Origin of the sequence: Desulfosarcina sp., from assembly GCF_041551955.1 — a bacterium.
In the GTDB taxonomy this organism is placed as follows: domain Bacteria; phylum Desulfobacterota; class Desulfobacteria; order Desulfobacterales; family Desulfosarcinaceae; genus Desulfosarcina.
Genome location: NZ_JBFELV010000061.1, coordinates 1 through 17,703, shown reverse-complemented (window position 1 = coordinate 17,703; position 17,703 = coordinate 1). Strand labels below are relative to the sequence as shown.

The 17,703-nt window shown below is 56.0% G+C and carries 15 protein-coding genes and 2 tRNA genes; 3 read left to right on the top strand and 14 right to left on the bottom strand.

Going from position 1 to position 17,703, the window contains the following annotated elements; genetic code table 11:
• A partial coding sequence (locus tag ABYV26_RS07115) for a helix-hairpin-helix domain-containing protein (protein WP_372679524.1) occupies positions 1-1,836 on the top strand: 1,836 nt, incomplete at its 5' end.
• Between the two features lie 21 nt (positions 1,837-1,857).
• Positions 1,858-2,289, top strand: a complete 432-nt coding sequence (dtd, locus tag ABYV26_RS07110; RefSeq protein ID WP_372679526.1) for a D-aminoacyl-tRNA deacylase — start codon at positions 1,858-1,860, stop codon at positions 2,287-2,289.
• 74 nt (positions 2,290-2,363) lie between these two features.
• On the opposite strand, the gene ABYV26_RS07105 is transcribed toward dtd, so the two are convergent.
• The 3 genes from ABYV26_RS07105 to ABYV26_RS07095 form a co-directional block, all read right to left on the bottom strand.
• The gene (locus ABYV26_RS07105) at positions 2,364-3,437 is read right to left on the bottom strand and encodes a PAS domain S-box protein (protein WP_372679522.1); all 1,074 of its coding nucleotides are present in this window, start codon (positions 3,435-3,437) and stop codon (positions 2,364-2,366) included.
• Positions 3,438-3,580: 143 nt separating this feature from the next.
• Positions 3,581-5,017, bottom strand: coding sequence for a mannose-1-phosphate guanylyltransferase/mannose-6-phosphate isomerase (locus ABYV26_RS07100; RefSeq protein ID WP_372679520.1), 1,437 nt, complete (start codon positions 5,015-5,017; stop codon positions 3,581-3,583).
• 153 nt (positions 5,018-5,170) lie between these two features.
• Positions 5,171-6,418: a CinA family nicotinamide mononucleotide deamidase-related protein gene (locus ABYV26_RS07095; RefSeq protein WP_372679518.1), complete on the bottom strand. Its 1,248-nt coding sequence runs from the start codon at positions 6,416-6,418 to the stop codon at positions 5,171-5,173.
• A 190-nt stretch (positions 6,419-6,608) separates the two neighbouring features.
• On the opposite strand from ABYV26_RS07095, the gene ABYV26_RS07090 reads away from it, so the two are divergent.
• On the top strand, positions 6,609-8,063 hold the full coding sequence (locus tag ABYV26_RS07090) for a TrkH family potassium uptake protein (RefSeq protein ID WP_372679516.1): 1,455 nt from the start codon (positions 6,609-6,611) through the stop codon (positions 8,061-8,063).
• A 114-nt stretch (positions 8,064-8,177) separates the two neighbouring features.
• On the opposite strand, the gene trkA (ABYV26_RS07085) is transcribed toward ABYV26_RS07090, so the two are convergent.
• From trkA (ABYV26_RS07085) to ABYV26_RS07035, 11 genes are all read right to left on the bottom strand, one after another.
• The gene (trkA, locus tag ABYV26_RS07085; RefSeq protein ID WP_372679514.1) at positions 8,178-9,584 is read right to left on the bottom strand and encodes a Trk system potassium transporter TrkA; all 1,407 of its coding nucleotides are present in this window, start codon (positions 9,582-9,584) and stop codon (positions 8,178-8,180) included.
• 222 nt (positions 9,585-9,806) lie between these two features.
• Positions 9,807-9,884: transfer RNA gene (locus tag ABYV26_RS07080), tRNA-Glu, on the bottom strand.
• 16 nt (positions 9,885-9,900) lie between these two features.
• Positions 9,901-9,976 (bottom strand) — tRNA-Lys (locus ABYV26_RS07075).
• Between the two features lie 287 nt (positions 9,977-10,263).
• Positions 10,264-11,712 (bottom strand): TrkH family potassium uptake protein, encoded by a 1,449-nt coding sequence (locus ABYV26_RS07070; RefSeq protein ID WP_372679512.1) that lies wholly within the window; start codon positions 11,710-11,712, stop codon positions 10,264-10,266.
• On the bottom strand, positions 11,713-13,077 hold the full coding sequence (gene trkA, locus ABYV26_RS07065) for a Trk system potassium transporter TrkA (protein ID WP_372679510.1): 1,365 nt from the start codon (positions 13,075-13,077) through the stop codon (positions 11,713-11,715). It abuts the gene before it with no gap.
• 279 nt (positions 13,078-13,356) lie between these two features.
• Entirely contained in the window at positions 13,357-14,097 is a 741-nt protein-coding gene (locus ABYV26_RS07060; RefSeq protein WP_372679508.1) for an energy-coupling factor transporter transmembrane protein EcfT, read from the bottom strand.
• Complete coding sequence (locus ABYV26_RS07055) at positions 14,085-14,834, bottom strand: energy-coupling factor ABC transporter ATP-binding protein (protein WP_372679506.1); 750 nt, start codon at positions 14,832-14,834, stop codon at positions 14,085-14,087. The genes ABYV26_RS07060 and ABYV26_RS07055 overlap by 13 nt, the downstream gene beginning before the upstream one ends.
• A gap of 4 nt (positions 14,835-14,838) precedes the next feature.
• The gene (locus ABYV26_RS07050; RefSeq protein WP_372679504.1) at positions 14,839-15,399 is read right to left on the bottom strand and encodes a biotin transporter BioY; all 561 of its coding nucleotides are present in this window, start codon (positions 15,397-15,399) and stop codon (positions 14,839-14,841) included.
• A 49-nt stretch (positions 15,400-15,448) separates the two neighbouring features.
• On the bottom strand, positions 15,449-16,375 hold the full coding sequence (locus ABYV26_RS07045) for a biotin--[acetyl-CoA-carboxylase] ligase (protein ID WP_372679502.1): 927 nt from the start codon (positions 16,373-16,375) through the stop codon (positions 15,449-15,451).
• 93 nt (positions 16,376-16,468) lie between these two features.
• Positions 16,469-17,482 carry an NAD(P)H-dependent flavin oxidoreductase gene (locus ABYV26_RS07040; RefSeq protein ID WP_372679500.1) on the bottom strand — a complete coding sequence of 338 codons (1,014 nt, stop codon included), beginning with the start codon at positions 17,480-17,482 and terminating at the stop codon, positions 16,469-16,471.
• 16 nt (positions 17,483-17,498) lie between these two features.
• On the bottom strand, positions 17,499-17,703 hold a 205-nt coding region (locus tag ABYV26_RS07035; RefSeq protein ID WP_372679499.1), incomplete at its 5' end, for a 3-oxoacyl-[acyl-carrier-protein] synthase III C-terminal domain-containing protein.

Here is a 17,703-nt window from a genome sequence, read left to right as displayed (position 1 = left end):
GATTCCGTCGATGCGGCCCTGTCCGGCGCGCGGGACATAATCGCCGAAACGATAAACGAAGACCAGCGGGTCCGGTCCCGGGTTCGCGACCTGTTTTTTGAAAAAGCTGTCATCCGCAGCCAGGTAGTGGCCGGCAAAGAAAGCCAAGGAGCCAAGTATAAAGACTATTTCCAGTGGGAGGAACCGGTGACCGCCGTGCCATCCCACCGGATCCTGGCCATGCGCCGCGGAGAGAAGGAGGAGATCCTTGGCCTGTCCATTGACCCGCCACCGGAACTGGCCATCGCTATATTGGAAGATCTTTTCATAACGGGTGACGGCCCCGACGCCGAGCAGGTGCGGACCGCGGCCCACGATGCCTATAAACGCCTGCTTTCCCGCTCCATGGAAACCGAGGTGCGGGTAGCCGTCAAAGAACGGGCCGACGCAGAGGCCATCCGCGTCTTTGCCGACAATCTTCGCCAATTATTGCTGGCCTCCCCCTTGGGGTCCAAACGGGTCATGGGCATCGACCCGGGTTTTCGCACCGGCTGCAAGGTCGTGTGTCTGGACCGTCAGGGAAAACTGCTTCACAACGACACCATTTACCCCCACACCTCGGAGCGACAGGCAGCGGTCGCCGCGCAGGCCCTCTCGACATGGTGCCGTCAATTTGATATCGAAGCGGTGGCCGTGGGAAACGGCACCGCCGGCCGGGAGACCCAGGCCTTCGTGGAAGCGACCGTCGACGCGCGTTCGCTGCCGGTAATCATGGTCAACGAAAGCGGGGCATCGGTGTACTCGGCATCGGAAATCGCCCGCCAGGAGTTTCCCGACCACGACCTTACCGTGCGCGGCGCCGTCTCCATCGGACGCCGGCTGATCGATCCATTGTCCGAATTGGTCAAGATCGACCCCAAGTCCATCGGCGTGGGTCAGTACCAGCACGACGTAGACCCATTGGCCCTGAAAGGGTCGCTGGACGACGTAGTGGCCAGTTGTGTCAATGGCGTGGGGGTGGAAGTGAACCAGGCCAGCGTCCAGTTGCTGACCTATGTATCCGGCTTAGGGCCGCAACTGGCCAAAAACATCGTCAGCCACCGGGACGAACATGGGGCCTTTTCCGGACGCGAGGACCTGAAAAAGGTCAAACGGCTGGGGCCCAAAGCCTTCGAACAATGTGCCGGTTTTTTGCGGGTCAAAAACGGCAATAATCCGTTGGACGCCAGTGCAGTCCACCCGGAAAGCTACCCGGTGGTGGAGGCCATGGCCGGGGACCTGGGCCGCAGCGTGGCCGATCTGATGAATGACGCCGGCTTGCGCAATAACATCGATCTGCACCGCTATGTCACCGATGCCATCGGACTGCCGACCCTTAGCGACATCCTGGACGAGTTGGCCAAACCCGGCAGAGATCCCCGAGAGCCCTTCGAGCATTTCTCTTTCGATGCCAACGTCTCTGCCATACAAGACCTTGAACCGGGCATGAAGCTTCCCGGAATCGTGACCAACGTCACCAATTTCGGCGCGTTCGTGGACATCGGCGTTCACCAGGACGGGTTGGTCCATATCAGCGAGTTGTGCGACCGATTCGTAAAAACCCCGTCGGATGTGGTCAAGGTCCAGCAAAAAGTCACCGTCACCGTTATGGATGTCGACCTGCCCCGCAAACGCATCTCGCTGTCCATGAAAAGTGAACCGGGAAAAAGACCGGAACCGAAACACCGGGACGAGCATCCCCGCAACACGAAGCCGGTCGGCCGGCGACCCAAACCTAAAACCGGACCCAAACCGGCATCGCCATCGCCCTTCAACAACCCCTTTGCCGACGCCTTTGGAAAAACGTCCGGCCGATAGAAAGGTTTCCCCTTGATCGCCGTGGTTCAGCGCGTCACCAGCAGCAGTGTCACTATCGACGGATCGGCGGTTGACGCCATCGGCACCGGCCTCAATGTACTCCTGGGGGTGGCCGATGGTGACGGGGAAACCGATGCCGAATACCTGGCTGGCAAAGTGGTCAACCTGCGCATCTTCGAAGACCGCCATGGCAAAATGAATCGCTCATTGTTGGATATGGGGGGGCAGATACTCGTGGTATCCCAGTTCACCCTGCTGGGTGACTGCCGCAAAGGCAGGCGGCCCTCCTTCATCGATGCCGCCGAACCGGTTCTGGCCCGACGGCTCTACCTGCATTTCGTGGAACGCGTGAAAAAGCTTGGCGTGGACACGCACACCGGCCGATTCGGTGCGATGATGCAGGTCGACATCGTCAATGACGGACCGGTGACCCTACTGGTTCACAGTCGATAGTCCGGCATCACCCCACCTATCGCCCGCCTCATCGGACCTGTCCACCGGTCTCTACCGTTTATCAACGTCTCCGATCATTTGCTCGATGTCTTCGAGGATGCCGCATCGATGTCGATAATTTTTTTTCCGTCTACATAGTCTTTGGTGGCATATTGAGTAACATTTTGAAATTTATGGATGATTTTTCTCATTTTTTCGATATTTTTTTTTAGCAAACCGTACAATCTGAAACTGCGTTCGTTGTCATCTGGAGTGGGGGCTAATTTTTCGGCACAGGTTAGCACAACCTGCAGTGGATTGTTGAGTTCATGCCCCACGGCACCGGCCAACTCCAGGACAGTCAATAATTTTTCCTTGGCAAGGCGCTCTTTTTCAACCTGCTTACCCTTGGAGATATCCATAAAATAGCCCAACGCAGCGCGTCTGCCTTCGTACTGGATGGATGTTGCGGTTTCCAAAATCCATTTGGTATTACCGAATTTGTCGCTGATACAAAACTCGTACGGGAAAATACACTCTGCCTTCAACATCTTGATGAAATTCTCATTGACCTGGCGCCGATACGCGTGTTGAACCATATTGAGTGGATCTGTTCCGATCAATTCGTCTTCACGGTATCCCGTGATGCGCATAAATTCCGGGTTGACATACTTGAACGTGGCATCTTGTATGATGTAGCAGCCAATCAAAGAGTTGCGTATGCTCAGTTCAAATTCTTTTTCGAATTGTTTGCGCCAGGTGTTGTCCCGGATAAAGCCTTCGATGGCGATGGGTTGGCCGCCGGGATCACGCACGACGGTCCAGCGGTCATGCATCACACGCGTGGCGCCGTCGGCGTGCAAAAATCGATATTCTATTTCTCCACTATTATTTTGGGGTTGTAAGGATAACGCGCTGGCAGCCTTGACTTTATCACGATCGTTGGGATGGATATGCAGCAGGACACTTTTCGGAGATAGAATTTTCACCCCATTTTCTTCGATTGCATACAGGGATAAAAATTGCTGGTTGAAAAATGAAAAGGTCTGCGACTCGATATCGAATTGATAGATGGCATCCTGGGAACGGTCTGCAAGCTGCTTAAAATCCTCGGACAGCAGGCGGATTATCGTATTGTCTTGTTTTGGATAGGTGGGCGTTGTTTCCATCAGAACGACCTGCAGCGGGTAACTGTATAAGGATCACAAAAGCCAGTCACCGTCCATGGATCCCATAAAAGAAACGAAAGAGCTGCCAGGGGTGTTAATTGCCATCAACGGGTTTAGATGGAGGGAGGGTCTCCTCTCCTCGTCTACGCCTCCTGCCGGTGCCGGCCGTAAAGATCCTCGAGCCGGGTGATGTCATCCTCCCCGATGTACCCGCCTGTCTGCACCTCGATGAGTTCCAGCGGAATTTTCCCCGGATTTTCAAGTCGATGGGCCATACCGGCGGAAATGTATGTCGAACTGTCCTCTTTGAGCAATAGCTGTTCGTCGGCCTTGGTGACCTGTGCAGACCCGCGAACGACAATCCAGTGCTCGGACCGGTTGAAATGCCTTTGAAGAGACAACACACCGCCTGGCTTGACCGTGATCCGGTTCACCTGGAAACGGTTGCCGGCCACCAATTGATCCACCGTGCCCCATGGCCGGTAGACCCGCTTATGTGTCCGTGTCTCTTCACGATTCTGGGACTTGAGTTGATCCACCAGCCCTTTGACATCCTGGACCCGATCCCGGGGGGAAATCATCACCGCATCCGAAGTTTCCACAACGATATGATCCTTCAATCCCACCGCTGCGATCAAGCGGTGTTCGGCGTGCAGGTAGGAATCCCCGACGTCGTGCAGCACCACATCTCCCTTGACCACATTGTTCAAATCGTCTTTCTCACCGACCTGCCAAAGAGCCTCCCACGATCCCAGATCGTTCCATCCTGCCCCCATGGGCAGCATGGCACCGCTGTCTGTTTTTTCCATCACGGCATAGTCGATTGAATCGCTGGGGCAGGCAGCAAAAGCCGCTTTATCGAGCCGAAAAAAATCCAGGTCGGACCGCCCTTCTTCGATGGCTTCCCGACAGGCAGCGACGATATCGGGAACAAACCTGTCCAGCTCCTTGACGACCTGTGAGGCCCTGAACATGAACATGCCGCTGTTCCAGCAATAGGCTTTTGAGGCCACGTAACGTCGGGCGGTCGCCAGGTCCGGCTTTTCTACGAAAGCCGCAATGCGCACAGCCGTTGCATCACCGCCTGCCGAAGGCAACGGGTCACCCATTTTAATGTAGCCATACCCGGTTTCCGGCTTATCCGGAACGATGCCGAAGGTAATCATTCGACCCGCCTGGGCGTATGCATGGCCCGACTCGATCATTCGCCGAAATTCAGCGGTCAACTGAATGTGGTGGTCGGCCGGAAGGACTAACAGCACGGGATCGCCCCCCGTCTCCATTGCCCGTATGGCCGCCACGGCCAGGGCGGGAGCGGTGTTTCTGCCCACCGGTTCCAAAATGATCGAATCGGCCTGGATGTCTATCTGGCGAAGCTGCTCTGCCACCATGAACCGGTATTCGTCATTGCATATCACGACCGGTTTATCTGCACCGGCCAGGCCGTCCAGCCGAAGGATCGTATTTTGAAGCATGGTGTGCCGGTCAACCAGGCTGATGAGCTGTTTGGGATAAAGGGCTCGGGAAAGCGGCCAGAGTCGGGTGCCGCTGCCGCCTGCAAGAATTACCGGTAGAATCATGGACAAGCCTTTCCGGGTTCGGGGTTTAGGGTTCTGGGTTCTGGGTTCTGGGTTCTGGGTTAAGACCGTTTTGATCGTTTTGATCGGTGGAAGGCCCTACCAGCTTGCCAGCTGTTCACCGTTCACCGTTCAAACTCAGCAGCTTATCAGCTATCATGTTCCCAACAGCGCCTTGCGCAGGATATCCAGCGCCGCCATACAAAAAATTTGTTTATTCATCAGGCGCTTTCCGAAAGGGAAGTAAAGTCGACGGCCGAAAGACCGATGCGGCCCAGTGAACCCGACACACAAGGTTCCCACCGGCTTTTCTTCGGTTCCACCGTCAGGACCTGCAATGCCGCTGGTGGAAAGCCCGTAGGTGCTGCCGGCTACCCGCCGGGCCCCTTCAGCCATCTCCCGGGCCGTCTCTTCGTGAACCGCGCCATGTCTTTCGAGGGTTTCGGGCTTGACACCCAGTACATCGATCTTGGCCTGATTGGAATAGGTGACCCCGGAAAAGAGAAAATAGTCCGAGCTACCGGCCACATTGGTCAGCCAGTTGGCCAGCAGCCCGCCGGTGCAGCTTTCCGCCAGACCGATAGAGGCCGATCGTTCCACCAGCAGTCTCCCAACCACGGCTTCCATCCGTTCGCCGTTTTCAGATATCACGTTTCGTCCCAAGCGCTCCAGCGCCCATTGACCCGCTTGGCCCATCCGATCTTCCAGCAGGTCCGGATCCGTGTCCCGCCCGTAAAGCTTGACTTGGATCTGCGGAAAATTGGCACGAAGGCCCAGCTTGATCCCCGGAAAAGCGGCTTCCACACCGGCCACTTTTTCACCGGCCTGCGATTCAGGCAGCCCAAAGGTGGTAATGGTCTTCACCCGGCTGTGCATGGCCGTATTGCCCTGAATCGAAAGCATTTCAGGAATCACGAGTTCAGCCAGCATGCGTTTCATCTCATAGGGCACCCCCGGAAGAAAGAAAAACAGGCATTTCCCTATTTTCAGTGAAAACCCGGGTGCGGTACCCACCGGATTGTACAGAAGCTTGCTGCCGCCGGGAAGCAGTGCCTGCTTGCGGTTGGATTCGGTCATGGGGCGGTTGAAGTTTTTAAAAAAGCTCTCGACGTTTTCAAAGGCGGTCTGACTGAAGGTCAGTTCCACTCCGGCTGCACCGGCTGCCGCCTCGGCAGAGAGATCGTCGGTGGTGGGCCCCAGTCCACCGGTGACCACCGCCAGATCCACACGGTCGCCAATCTCACGAAGGGTGGAAACCAACAGGGGTAGATCGTCCCCCACGCAGGTGTGGCGCAACACTTCGATACCGTTTTCCTCCAACTTTTGCGAAATATACGCCGAGTTGCTGTCCACCAGGGCGCCGGATCTGATTTCGTCTCCCGTTGCCAGAATTTCAGCTTTCATTGGACCGCTTTCTTATGGGTTCTGATTTCTCGTATAGGATCATCGCATATGACCATAGCGACACCAAGAGGATGGTGTCAACGAAACATTCGCCGCAAAGGAACAGACCTTTTGCTTTTTCATGGAACCTGGGATATGAATTGCCGCTAAACCCAAATTTTTAACCCTAATTTTATATCCAACACTACCCATGCACCTGTTTTCCATTCTTCATGTTTTCGGCACCCTGTTCATGGTCACAGGCATCTCCATGCTGTTGCCCCTGGTCTGTTCACTGATCTACCGTGAAGGTGATTTTTTGGCGCTGCTTGTGTCTGCCGCCTTGACCCTCTTATTGGGTCTGCCGTTATGGTGGCTTTTCAGGAAGCACCTTGACCTGAGCATCAAAGACGGCATTTTCATCGCTGCTTTCGGCTGGGTCGTCGTTTCGGCACTGAGTGCCATTCCCTTCATGATCCACGGGTCCATCCCGTCTTTCACCGATGCCTTTTTCGAAATGATGTCCGGCTATACAACGACCGGCGCCACCATCCTGACGGACATCGAGGTGGTGCCCCACGGGCTGTTGTTCTGGCGCAGCCAGACGCATCTCTTGGGCGGGATGGGGTTTTTGACCCTGACGGTCATCTTCCTGCCCCACGGCATGGGCGGGCTGCGCATCTTCCGGGCGGAGTCATCGCCGGGCCAGGTCCTGACCAAAGAAAAATTCCATGCCCGCAACCGGGACACCATGGTCCGCCTGTGGATCATCTACATGGTGTTGAACCTGGCCGAGACGATTCTGCTCTGTTTCGGCGGCATGTCCCTGTTCGACTCGCTGTGCCACGCGTTCGGCACGGTATCCACCTCAGGTTACTCCCCGTACAATGCCAGCATCGGGCACTACAACAGCGCCTACTTCGACTGGGTGATCATTCTCTTCATGTTTCTTGGTGGGATGACGTTTGTGCTATTCTACCAGATCGTTCGGGGGGATTGGCGCGCGCTGGGCATTAATACGGAGTTTCGCTGGTATGTGGGGCTCATGCTCTTTTTCTGCGGCATGGTCTCCTGGATACTGTGGAAGGAGAACACCTACGGCCTGATGGATGCCATCCGCTACGGGACCTTTCAGGTGACCAGCTTGTTGACCACCACCGGTTTTACCACCGCCGACTACGAAAGCTGGCCCCAGGCCTCCCAGATGTTCCTGTATGCCGTGTGCTTTATCGGCGCCTGTGCCGGCTCGACCACCAGCGGCATCAAGATTGTCCATTATGTGGTCCTGTGCAAATTCATGTCGGCCGCCATCAAAAAGATTTTTTTTCAACCCATGTCCGTCATCTCCGTGCGCCTGAACCAACGTCCGGTGGATGACGCCATCATTCACCTGTCCATCTGCTATTTCATCGTCAATATTTTCATGGTCTTGGCAGGCGGGTGCCTGATGGTGCTCACCGACGATATGGATTACACGACCGCCATGAGTTCGGTCATCGCCGCCCTCATGAACATCGGACCGGGTTTTGGTGACATTGGGCCGTCGGAGAATTATGCCTTCATTTCCGATACGGGCAAGTGGTTTCTTTCCTGGAACATGCTTGTCGGCCGTCTGGAAATGTTCTCCGCGCTGGTGATCTTCTACCCGTCGTTCTGGAAAAATTAATAACACAGGGGTCAAGGATTCAAGGGGTCAAGTGAAATGCTGAAAGCCTTGATAAGCGCATTGGAAAACAAGCCTTCGCCCCCTCGAATCCTTGACCCCTTGACCCCTTGAATCCTATCCCAAAAAGAGCTTATGTACATCCTTCAGATGCAGTGATTTGCAGATGACGATCACGCGCTCGTTGGGAAGGATGCGGGTATCCCCCACGGCGATTTTCCATTGGTCGTCCCGGTAGACACCGCCGATCAATATTTTCCCGTGAAAATCCGGATCTATTTTGGAAAGCGGGATTCGCGTGATGGGAGAATCCGGCGCCGCCAGGATCTCCACCACCTCGGCGTCAAAACCGTGAAGGTGCGCGACCGACAGCAGTTCACCGCGCCGGATGAACTTCAGAATCTCGTTGGCCGCCAGCACCTTCTTGTTCAGGGCGATATCCGAACCACTGGTGGCGGCCAGTACCAGATACTCCTCTTTATTCACCAGCGAGATGGTTTTGCGATCCTTGCTGCGGGCGCCGCCGTTGCACGTGTTCATCAGGTGCTTGGCCAGCATGCAGCTCATGATGTTGGTTTCATTCTCACCGGTCGCCGTGATAAAGGTGTCCATGTCTGTCAGACCGGCCTGCTCGAGGGCTTCGGCATCGGAGCCGTCCCCGTGAAGCACCTCGACATCGGTCAGCAGATGGCACAGATCGGCGGCCACGGCTTCGTCCTTTTCAACGATTTTGACCCGCACGTCCTTGCCCATCAGTTCGGCCACCCGGCAACCCACCAGGCCGCCGCCCAGGATCATCACCCGGTGCCGCCGCTGCTGCTCGACCCCGGTCAGGGCCATCAATTTGGGAAGGTCTTCCCTGGAGGCCATGATCAGCACCTGATCCTGGGGAAGGATCTCGTGATCGCCGCCGGGCAGGATGGTGGTGATCCCTCTGGCAATGGCCACGACCCTGAACGGAAAGGTGTTGTGGGTCATGGAAAGGGTTTTCAGTTTCTGGTGGGCCAGCGGCGAGTCCTCGTGGACACGGGTGGCCATGACCTGGGTCTGCCCGTCGGCGATATCGATGATCTCGTTGCCGGCCGTGCGTTTGACCAGCCGCACAATTTCCTGGGCGGCCAGCTCTTCCGGGTGAATGATCAAATCGATTTTCAGGTCATCGGCGTTGAGCACCGAATCCTTGTTATCGAAATCCATCGAACGGACCCGGGCAATCTTGAGTGGGATGCCGAATCGGTCGGCAATCATCGCCGACAGCATGTTGACCGCGTCGTTGTCGGTGACGGCGATCAACACGTCTGTGTTTTGTGCATTGGCCTCGCGCCAACAGGCGATACTCATGGCCGACCCTTGAATCAGCCGGGCGTCCAGTTGCCCATCGGTATGGCGGATCAGCCGGCCGTCCGGTTCGATGGCGGTAACGGCATAGCCTTCATGAACCAGCCGTTTGGCCAGATAGGTACCCACACCACCAAGACCCAGTATCAGGATGTTTTCCGCGACCGACTTTTTCCTGCTCAGCATAAATGCAGTTCCTTTTGTTTGACGCGATAAATAGAGCGCCCACTGTTTTATACAAAGCCCACACCATTGTCAACGCGGCCGGGCCATCATATCTACGAACGTCTTTTAAGGATGGCTCCTTGATCTGGATGCGGGGACCGGCCTGCCAAAAAACAAAAAAGCCGCTCGTGCGGTGAAAAACCGCTCAAACGGCAGTGCATAGAAGATCATATATATTTTAAGTGGCGTCCCCAAGGGGATTCGAACCCCTGTCGCCGGCGTGAAAGGCCGGTGTCCTGGGCCAGGCTAGACGATGGGGACGCAAGCTTTTCTCTTCTGGTGGGCCGTGTTGGACTCGAACCAACGACTCTCTGCTTAAAAGGCAGATACTCTACCGACTGAGTTAACGGCCCAAAAGAAAAAACGTAAGTACACGCCCGACCCATGTTTGTCAATATGAAAATTGACGGATTCGTAAAAAAGCCCATCTGCCTGAGTCGGATAAATAGCTGCACGACGCTTCATCCCTCGTCAATGCGGCGTACAGTATGTGGGCCTCATTCCCCGGCATTCGCATGCCTTGGTCCCGGCTTTTTTACGAATCCGTCGGAAATCTGACTTTTTACGAGGGCATCAAAATTGGCCAAACAACCATTTTGGGGGGCCATGGGGTAGAAGTGCAGCCTGTCGTCCCCTTTTTTCATTTGCGCCAGAATTCGGGAACAACCACGATAATGAGGGTATAAATCTCCAATCGTCCCAGGAGCATGCACCAGGCGAGCAGCCACTTCCCCCAGTATGGAATCTGGGCAAAATTTTCGACCGGCCCCACCATGCCGAAGCCCGGCCCGATATTGCCGATCGTGGCGGCCACCGCCCCAAGGGCAGTGACCAAATCAACCCCGGTCCCGGCCAGCAGCACGGTGGAAATAGCAAACAGGGCCATGTAGAGCGCCAGGAATCCGAGCACACTTCTCACAACATCTTCGGGCACCGTTTTCCCGCCAATTTTTATGCGGGAGACGGCCCGCGGATGGATCATGGAGAAAAGCTCCTTGTAGCAGTACTTGAAGCCAAGCATGATGCGAAGGCACTTCATGCCGCCGCCTGTAGAACCCGCCGACGCACCGACGAACATGCACAGAAAGATGATCGTCTGCGACATGCCTGGCCATAATTCATAATCGGCCGTCGCGTAGCCGGTGGTGGTCACGATGGAAACCACCTGAAAGGCCGCGTATCGCAAGGCCTGGCCGGCATCCGCATACACCGTTCGGTAGATGTTGGCCGTGACCACGAGGGTCAGGATCAGGCACATGGCCAGATAGAACCGGCACTCCGAATCTTTCCAGAGGGCAAGCGGTCGGCCCTTTAATACCTGGTAGTGTAGTGAGAAGTTTATCCCGGCCAGCAGCATGAACACCGTAATAACGACATCGATATACACACTGTCAAAGCCGGCCACCGACGCGTTTTTGGTTGAGAATCCACCCGTGGGCATGGTGGTGAAGGCATGGTTCAGCGCATCGAAAAAGCTCATGCCGCCGATCATCAGCAACAGCGTTTCGGCCACGGTGAACAGGGCGTATACTTTCCACAGAATCAATGCCGTATCGCGAATGCGCGGCTTGAGCTTGTCCGGCACAGGGCTGGGTACCTCGGCCTTGTATAGCTGCATGCCGCCGACACCCAAAAAGGGAAGAATGGCGATGGACAGGACGATGATGCCCATTCCCCCCAGCCATTGGATAAAGCTTCGCCAGACCAGCAGTCCCGGGCTCAATCCTTCGATATCGGTCAGAATCGATGAACCGGTGGTGGTAAACCCCGAAACCGATTCAAAAAACGCATCCACAAAGAAAAATGATGCGTCGGAAAAATAAAAGGGCAGCGCCCCGAAAAGACCGATGGCCGTCCATCCCAAGGACACGATGGCCATTCCCTCCCGCTGGCTCATCGTTTCCGTTTTTTCGTGCCTGAACAAGGCCATCAGGGCCATGCCGCAAAACAGCGTGATGCCCATGGCTTTAACCATCGGCATCAGGCTGCGATCCAAGGCATAAAGGTCGAAGGCCAGGGGAACGACCATGGTCCCGCCGAAAAACAGGGTCAACACCCCGACGGTGTTGAGAATATAGCGCCAGCGCATTTAAATGTACTCCAGTTTAACGGCCAGAATCTTCTCGACGCCGGGGATGGCCTTCCGGGTGGCAAAAATGATGATCCGGTCGTCCGGTTCGATAACGCTCTCGCCGCCTGGGATGATGATGGTCTCATCGCGGATAATCCCGGCGACCATGGATCCCTTGGGGAAAGCGATTTTTTTCAAAGGCTTGGATACGATGTCCGACGTAGGCAAAGCCAACGCCTCCATGACCTCACCCGCTTCCCCTTTAATGGAGACCGCCGACAGCACCTTGCCCCTGCGGATATGCTGCAGAATGGTGTTGATGGCCGACAGTCGTGGACTGACCACCTGTTCGATGCCGATGGTGGACATGAGAGAGAAGTAACTGAATTTATTGATCTGGGTGATGGTTTTTTTGGCACCCAACCGCTTGGCTAGCAGTGACGAAAGGATATTGGTCTCTTCGTCCCCGGTCAGGGTGACTACCAGATCGATGTCGTGAATATTTTCTTCCACCAGCAGATTCTGGTCCGATCCATCACCATGGAGCACCACGGTCCGCTCCAGTCGCTCGGCCAGGAAATCGCATTGCGTGGCGCGTTTTTCGATGATTTTGCAAGCGATGGAATTGCCTTCAAGCGTTTTGGCCAGCCGATAGCCGATGCGTCCACCGCCGACAATCAGCACCCGTTTTACCGGCGAGGCGTGCTTGTCGAAGATGGAGAGGTGTTTGAACAGGTTTTTTTCTTCGCTGATAAAGTAAACCAGGTCCCCGGCACGCAAGTGGTTGTCCCCCCTGGGGATGATCAACTGGTCGTCACGAACGATCGCGGCAATCAAGGGCCGATCATCCTTAAGAACGCTCGGCAGATCGGACAGGCGAACGCCGTCCAAACGCGAACCGGGTTCCAAATAGACACCCACAAACTTGATGCGGCCGTCGGCAAATTCGCCTACGTCCACGGCACCCGGTACGCTCATGAGCCGTTCGATGGTCCGGACAACCTCGATGTCGGGATTGATGACCGTGTCGATATGAGGTGCGTTCTCCTTGAAGGCATCGTGATAGCTTTCGAAATCGGCTCCCCGCAGCCGGACCAGTTTTTTGGTCGTCGGAGACAGGATGTCGGCCATCAGGCAAGCCACTAGATTGACCTCGTCAGAATCGGTGACGGCCAGCATGATCTCCGCTTCACGAATGCCGGCTTCTTCCAGGATAGCGGGACTGCTCCCGGAACCGGAAACCGTCTGCACATCGATGCTTTCGGAAAGCCTTTTGATGGCCTCCGGGTCATGATCGATGACCACCACATCTTTGTTCTCCATCGCCAGACGACTGGCAATGTGAAACCCCACCTCACCGGCACCTACAATGACAACTTTCACCGCATCACCCCTGAAAAAGGCTTAGAGCCCAACCTGCTGACCCGAGGACGTTTAGGCTGGTATTATGGTCTAAAGCGTTATTCTTTATTAATTCAACAGTCGATGGCGGACGTTGGCTGATCGACGTTCATTCGTCCATCTCGTTTTTTTGGCGGTTATGCCTTACACCCACCGGCCATTCCCTGTCAAACGAAGAGAGATGGATGTCTGGAAACGGATCCTTAAGGAGCATCATTCGATGATCGCCATGCGAATCGGGGTTGGTTTGTTGACCTTCACTCAAGGAAGCATCACGGTCGAAGACAGGAGGATTCCGATACCAAACGCCAGGGTGTCACGGCGGGCAAAACGAAGCTCAGGAAGGGTACGCTGCTCGCTGTAGCACCGGGCCTGCATGGCCGCGGCCAGTTCGTCGGCACGGATGAAGACACGACGAAACAGGGGTATCGTGAACCGCATGAGCCGGATCAGGGGGTTTTTGCGTCTTTCGATCCCCCGGGCACGCTGGGCATCTGCAATTTCTGCCCCTTGAAAAAGGATCACCGGCAAAAACCGCACCACCAACCCCACCATGGTGGCTGCCATTTTCTCATCGACAACGGGTACCGGCTTCAAATACCAGACGAGGGCGGCCCGGATATCGGCGGTCCGCGTGGTGGCCATCAACAGAACCCCCATGATGACAACCAGCAACAAGCGCCAGCACACGATCAACGCCTCTCCGGTGACGTCTGCAGACAGAGTGGGCACCCATCCACCAGTGAAAGTCATCCCTCGAACAGCGAACACGAAACAGAGAAAGAAGAGAAAATACCGGGTTTCTAGTATCAGCCGGCGAATACGCAAACCAGCCGCATTCATGCCAAGCATCATCACCATCGTGCAGAGCGCCAAAAAAATCAGCCCTCCCCACAGGCTTGCCAGGCTGAGCCCCATGAGCAGGGCCTGTTTGGTTCGGGGGTCCAAGCGGTGGAGCAGCGACCGGCCGGGCCTGAATCCGATAGCAGTCAGTTCACCCATGGCCGAATTCCTTGGCCGAGCTGCACGGAGCAAGGCGGTCGGATGCCGTATCGCTCGATGCCGCCGATCACCTCGGCGGGTATTCCGTCTTTTACGACGCGTCCTTTTACCAAGACCACCAGTCGCTGAGCATGGGCGATCACCTTCTCCAGGTCGTGGGTGGTAACGATGATGGTATGACCGTTTTTGTGAAGGTCGAGAATATGATCCAGCACCCGGCAGGTAGCCGGATAATCGAGGTTGGAAAAAGGCTCGTCCATCATCAGCACACGTGGTGCCATGGCCAGCACACCGGCAATAGCCAACCGACGTTTTTCACCGCCGGAAAGATGGTGGGGCATTTTATTTTCAAAACCGGAAAGATCAACGGCCGCCAGCGCCTGGTTTACGCGCTGGTTGATCTGCGTCCGTTCAAGGGAAAGGTTTTCCGGACCAAAAGCCACATCATCGTACACGGTCTCACCGACAATCTGGCTGTCGGCATCCTGAAATACCAGACCCACCTGTTGCCGGGCGGCAGAGGGATCCGCTTTCACCGACTTGCCGCCTACGGTCACCGTTCCGGAATCGGAAAAAAGCAAACCGTTGATGTGGCGCAACAGCGTGGTTTTGCCGGAACCATTCGCACCGGCGACCACCGTAAATTCTCCCTCCTCAAAGGCAAGGGTGACGTCGTCGAGACCCGGGGTGCCGTCGGCAAAGCGATGGTAGAGGTGGGAAATCTGAATGATGGACACGGTATTACTCGGCAGCCCTGACAGCGGTAAAGGTGACGTCCATCATGGGCCGGAGAGCCCTGGCGATGGGTATGGCGGCTGCCATTTTAAGGGCGTCGCCGATGAGAAAAGGAAGCATGCCAACGGCGAATGCCTTGGTAAAACTCATTCCCGTAACCACCTTGAGCCATGAAACGCCAAAGGCGTATATGATCAACGTGCCGGCAACCATGGCCATCACATCGACGGCCACACACCCCCGGCCCTTTTCCGAAATGATGCCGATCAGATAAGCGGCGGCGGCAAACCCCAGGAGATATCCGCCGGTAGGCCCTAAAAACTTCCCAACGCCGCCGGTACCGCCGGCGAATACCGGCAGCCCCACGGCGCCGGCCAGCAGATATACCCCAACGCTGATCAATCCCCATCGACCGCCCAGAAGCAAACCCGCCAGCATGATGAACAGGTTTTGCAGGACAATGGGCACCGGACCGACAGGGATGGCGATGAAAGCACCGGCGGCTGTAAGGGCGGCCATGAGGGCCGCATACACCATCCGCTTCAATTGTTGTGCAGATGCATCCATGGTGTTCGTTCTCCTTTGGCGGTTCATTGCGTTGATTGGGTTGATTCTGTTAACGGTGAAAACAGTCACCATGCATCACGGTCTGGCTGGTCCCATCGGCCAGCTCGAGTATCAGGCCGCCATGGGCGTCCACATCCACGGCAGTCCCTTCGACCACGTCCTTGACGGTAATGACGCGGACCGTCCGGCCAAGGGTCACATTGTTTGATTTCCACTCGTCAATGACGGCATGGGGGTCAAAGGTCGACATCCGCTTTTCGAATTCATTCAAAAAAGCGACAAGGATTTCCCGGCGCGGCACCGGTCGACCCAGCAGCGCCTTGAGGGAGGTGGCGATGGGCGCCTCGGTTTCCGGGGCGTTGTTGACATTGAGGCCGACGCCGATATTCATGTGGGCCACTTGATCCCCTTCGGCTTCCATCTGGGACAATAGGCCGCAAAGCTTGTGGTTGCCGACTAGGATATCGTTGGGCCACTTCAAACACGCCTCTACCTGATACAACGACCGCAGGAGCTTGGCCATATCGACGGCTGCCGCCAAATTCACCAGGCCGGCCAGCATCATGGGGATATCCGGGCGAACCACCACGGTGAAATAAAGGCCGCCATCGGCCGACAGCCAGGTCCGTTGCATGCGCCCCCGGCCGCGGGTCTGGCGCTGGGCCACCACCACCGTAAAATCAACACAACCCTTTCGCGCCATGACCATGGCCTCGTCCATGGTCGAACCAGTCTCCTGGAAATAATGGATCCGGTCTTGCCGCGCGTCGAATGCCCATGGCACCAGGCTGTCCGGATCACGGGTCAAGCGATAACCTTTGGGGGAGGAGACAATCGAAATGCCGGACTTGATCAGTCCCTGGACGTGTTTCCAGACGGACACCCGGCTGACGCCCAGTTCGGCGCTGAGGGTTTCACCGGAAACCACGTCATCGGCCCGGTTCAAAAGGTTGTAGATGGTCTGTTTGGGATCCATTTGGTTAACCTGTAAAGAGTTTAATGGTTAACCAGATTCCAGCGAGGAAGTCAACGCCATACTGACGCGGTCGGAAAAAGCGATTAAGGCAGGTTAGCTGGAAAAAATTTTTGAAAGCCGTTGCATCTCCGTCTCGGCGTCGTTGACTAATTCATCGAAGATGCCCTGAAGGGGCAGAATTTTATCCGCCAGACCCACGCTCTGGCCGGCCATGAGGGACCCTTTTTTCATATCACCGTCAACAACGGCATTTTTTAGCGCACCCATCCAGAAGCGTTCCACTTCGTACTGGGCCTCCACACGATCGATGGTGTCATTTTCAAGCTTCTGAATCAGGTGCAGCTGCAGCTTGCCGAATTCATTCGTACCCATATTTTTCAACGCACGAACCGGTATGACGGGAAGGCGGCTGTCAAACTGCGGGGTGGCCACCGCATCCCTGGCCTTGGCCCGCCTGAAGGTCTCTTTGAAATTGGGATGCACCGCGCACTCTTCGGACATGACGAAACGCGTGCCCATCTGGATACCGGCGGCCCCCATCATCAGCAGGTGGGCCATCATCCTGCCGGTGGCAATCCCGCCGGCGACAAAGATGGGCACCGAGTCCACGTTAAACAAGATCTGCTGGATCAGCACGGTCAGGGACACGGGCCCGATGTGCCCACCGGCTTCCGAGCCTTCCAGGATCAATGCATCGGTACCCATTTTGATCAGCTTCAAGGCCAATTGATCGGTTGGCGCAAAACAGATGACACGTGCCCCGCTCTCTTTGGCACGCTGGATCTCATTTTCCCTGGGAATCGAACCGGCAAAAACAATCACACGACAGCGCATCTCACACACCATTGCCAGCTGTTCCTGATATGCCGGGGCAATGGTTATCAGGTTGACGCCAAAGGGTTTGTCGGAGATGGAACGGGTCTTTTCGATCTCTGCACGCAGGACATCCACGGGCGCATTGCCCCCGGCCAACAGGCCAAAACCACCACAGCGACCCATATGGCTGACCAACTTGGGATCGCTCACCCAGGTCATGGCCCCGCACATGATGGGCACCTCGCAGCCTAAAAATTGCCGGCCTTTTTCAAAAAATCGGTCAAGAAGCATCTTCTTCCTCCCAAGATCACCAACGCATCAAAATGGCACCGTAGGTCAGCCCGGCACCGAAGGAATCGAGCAGGATCAGCTGTCCCTTCTGGATTCTGCCATCCCTCACCGCCTCATCCAGGGCCGTGGGTATGGTGGCCGCGGACGTATTGCCATATCGATCCACGTTCACCACCACTTTCTCCATGGGGCAGTGCAGGCGTTTGGCCACGGCCTCGATG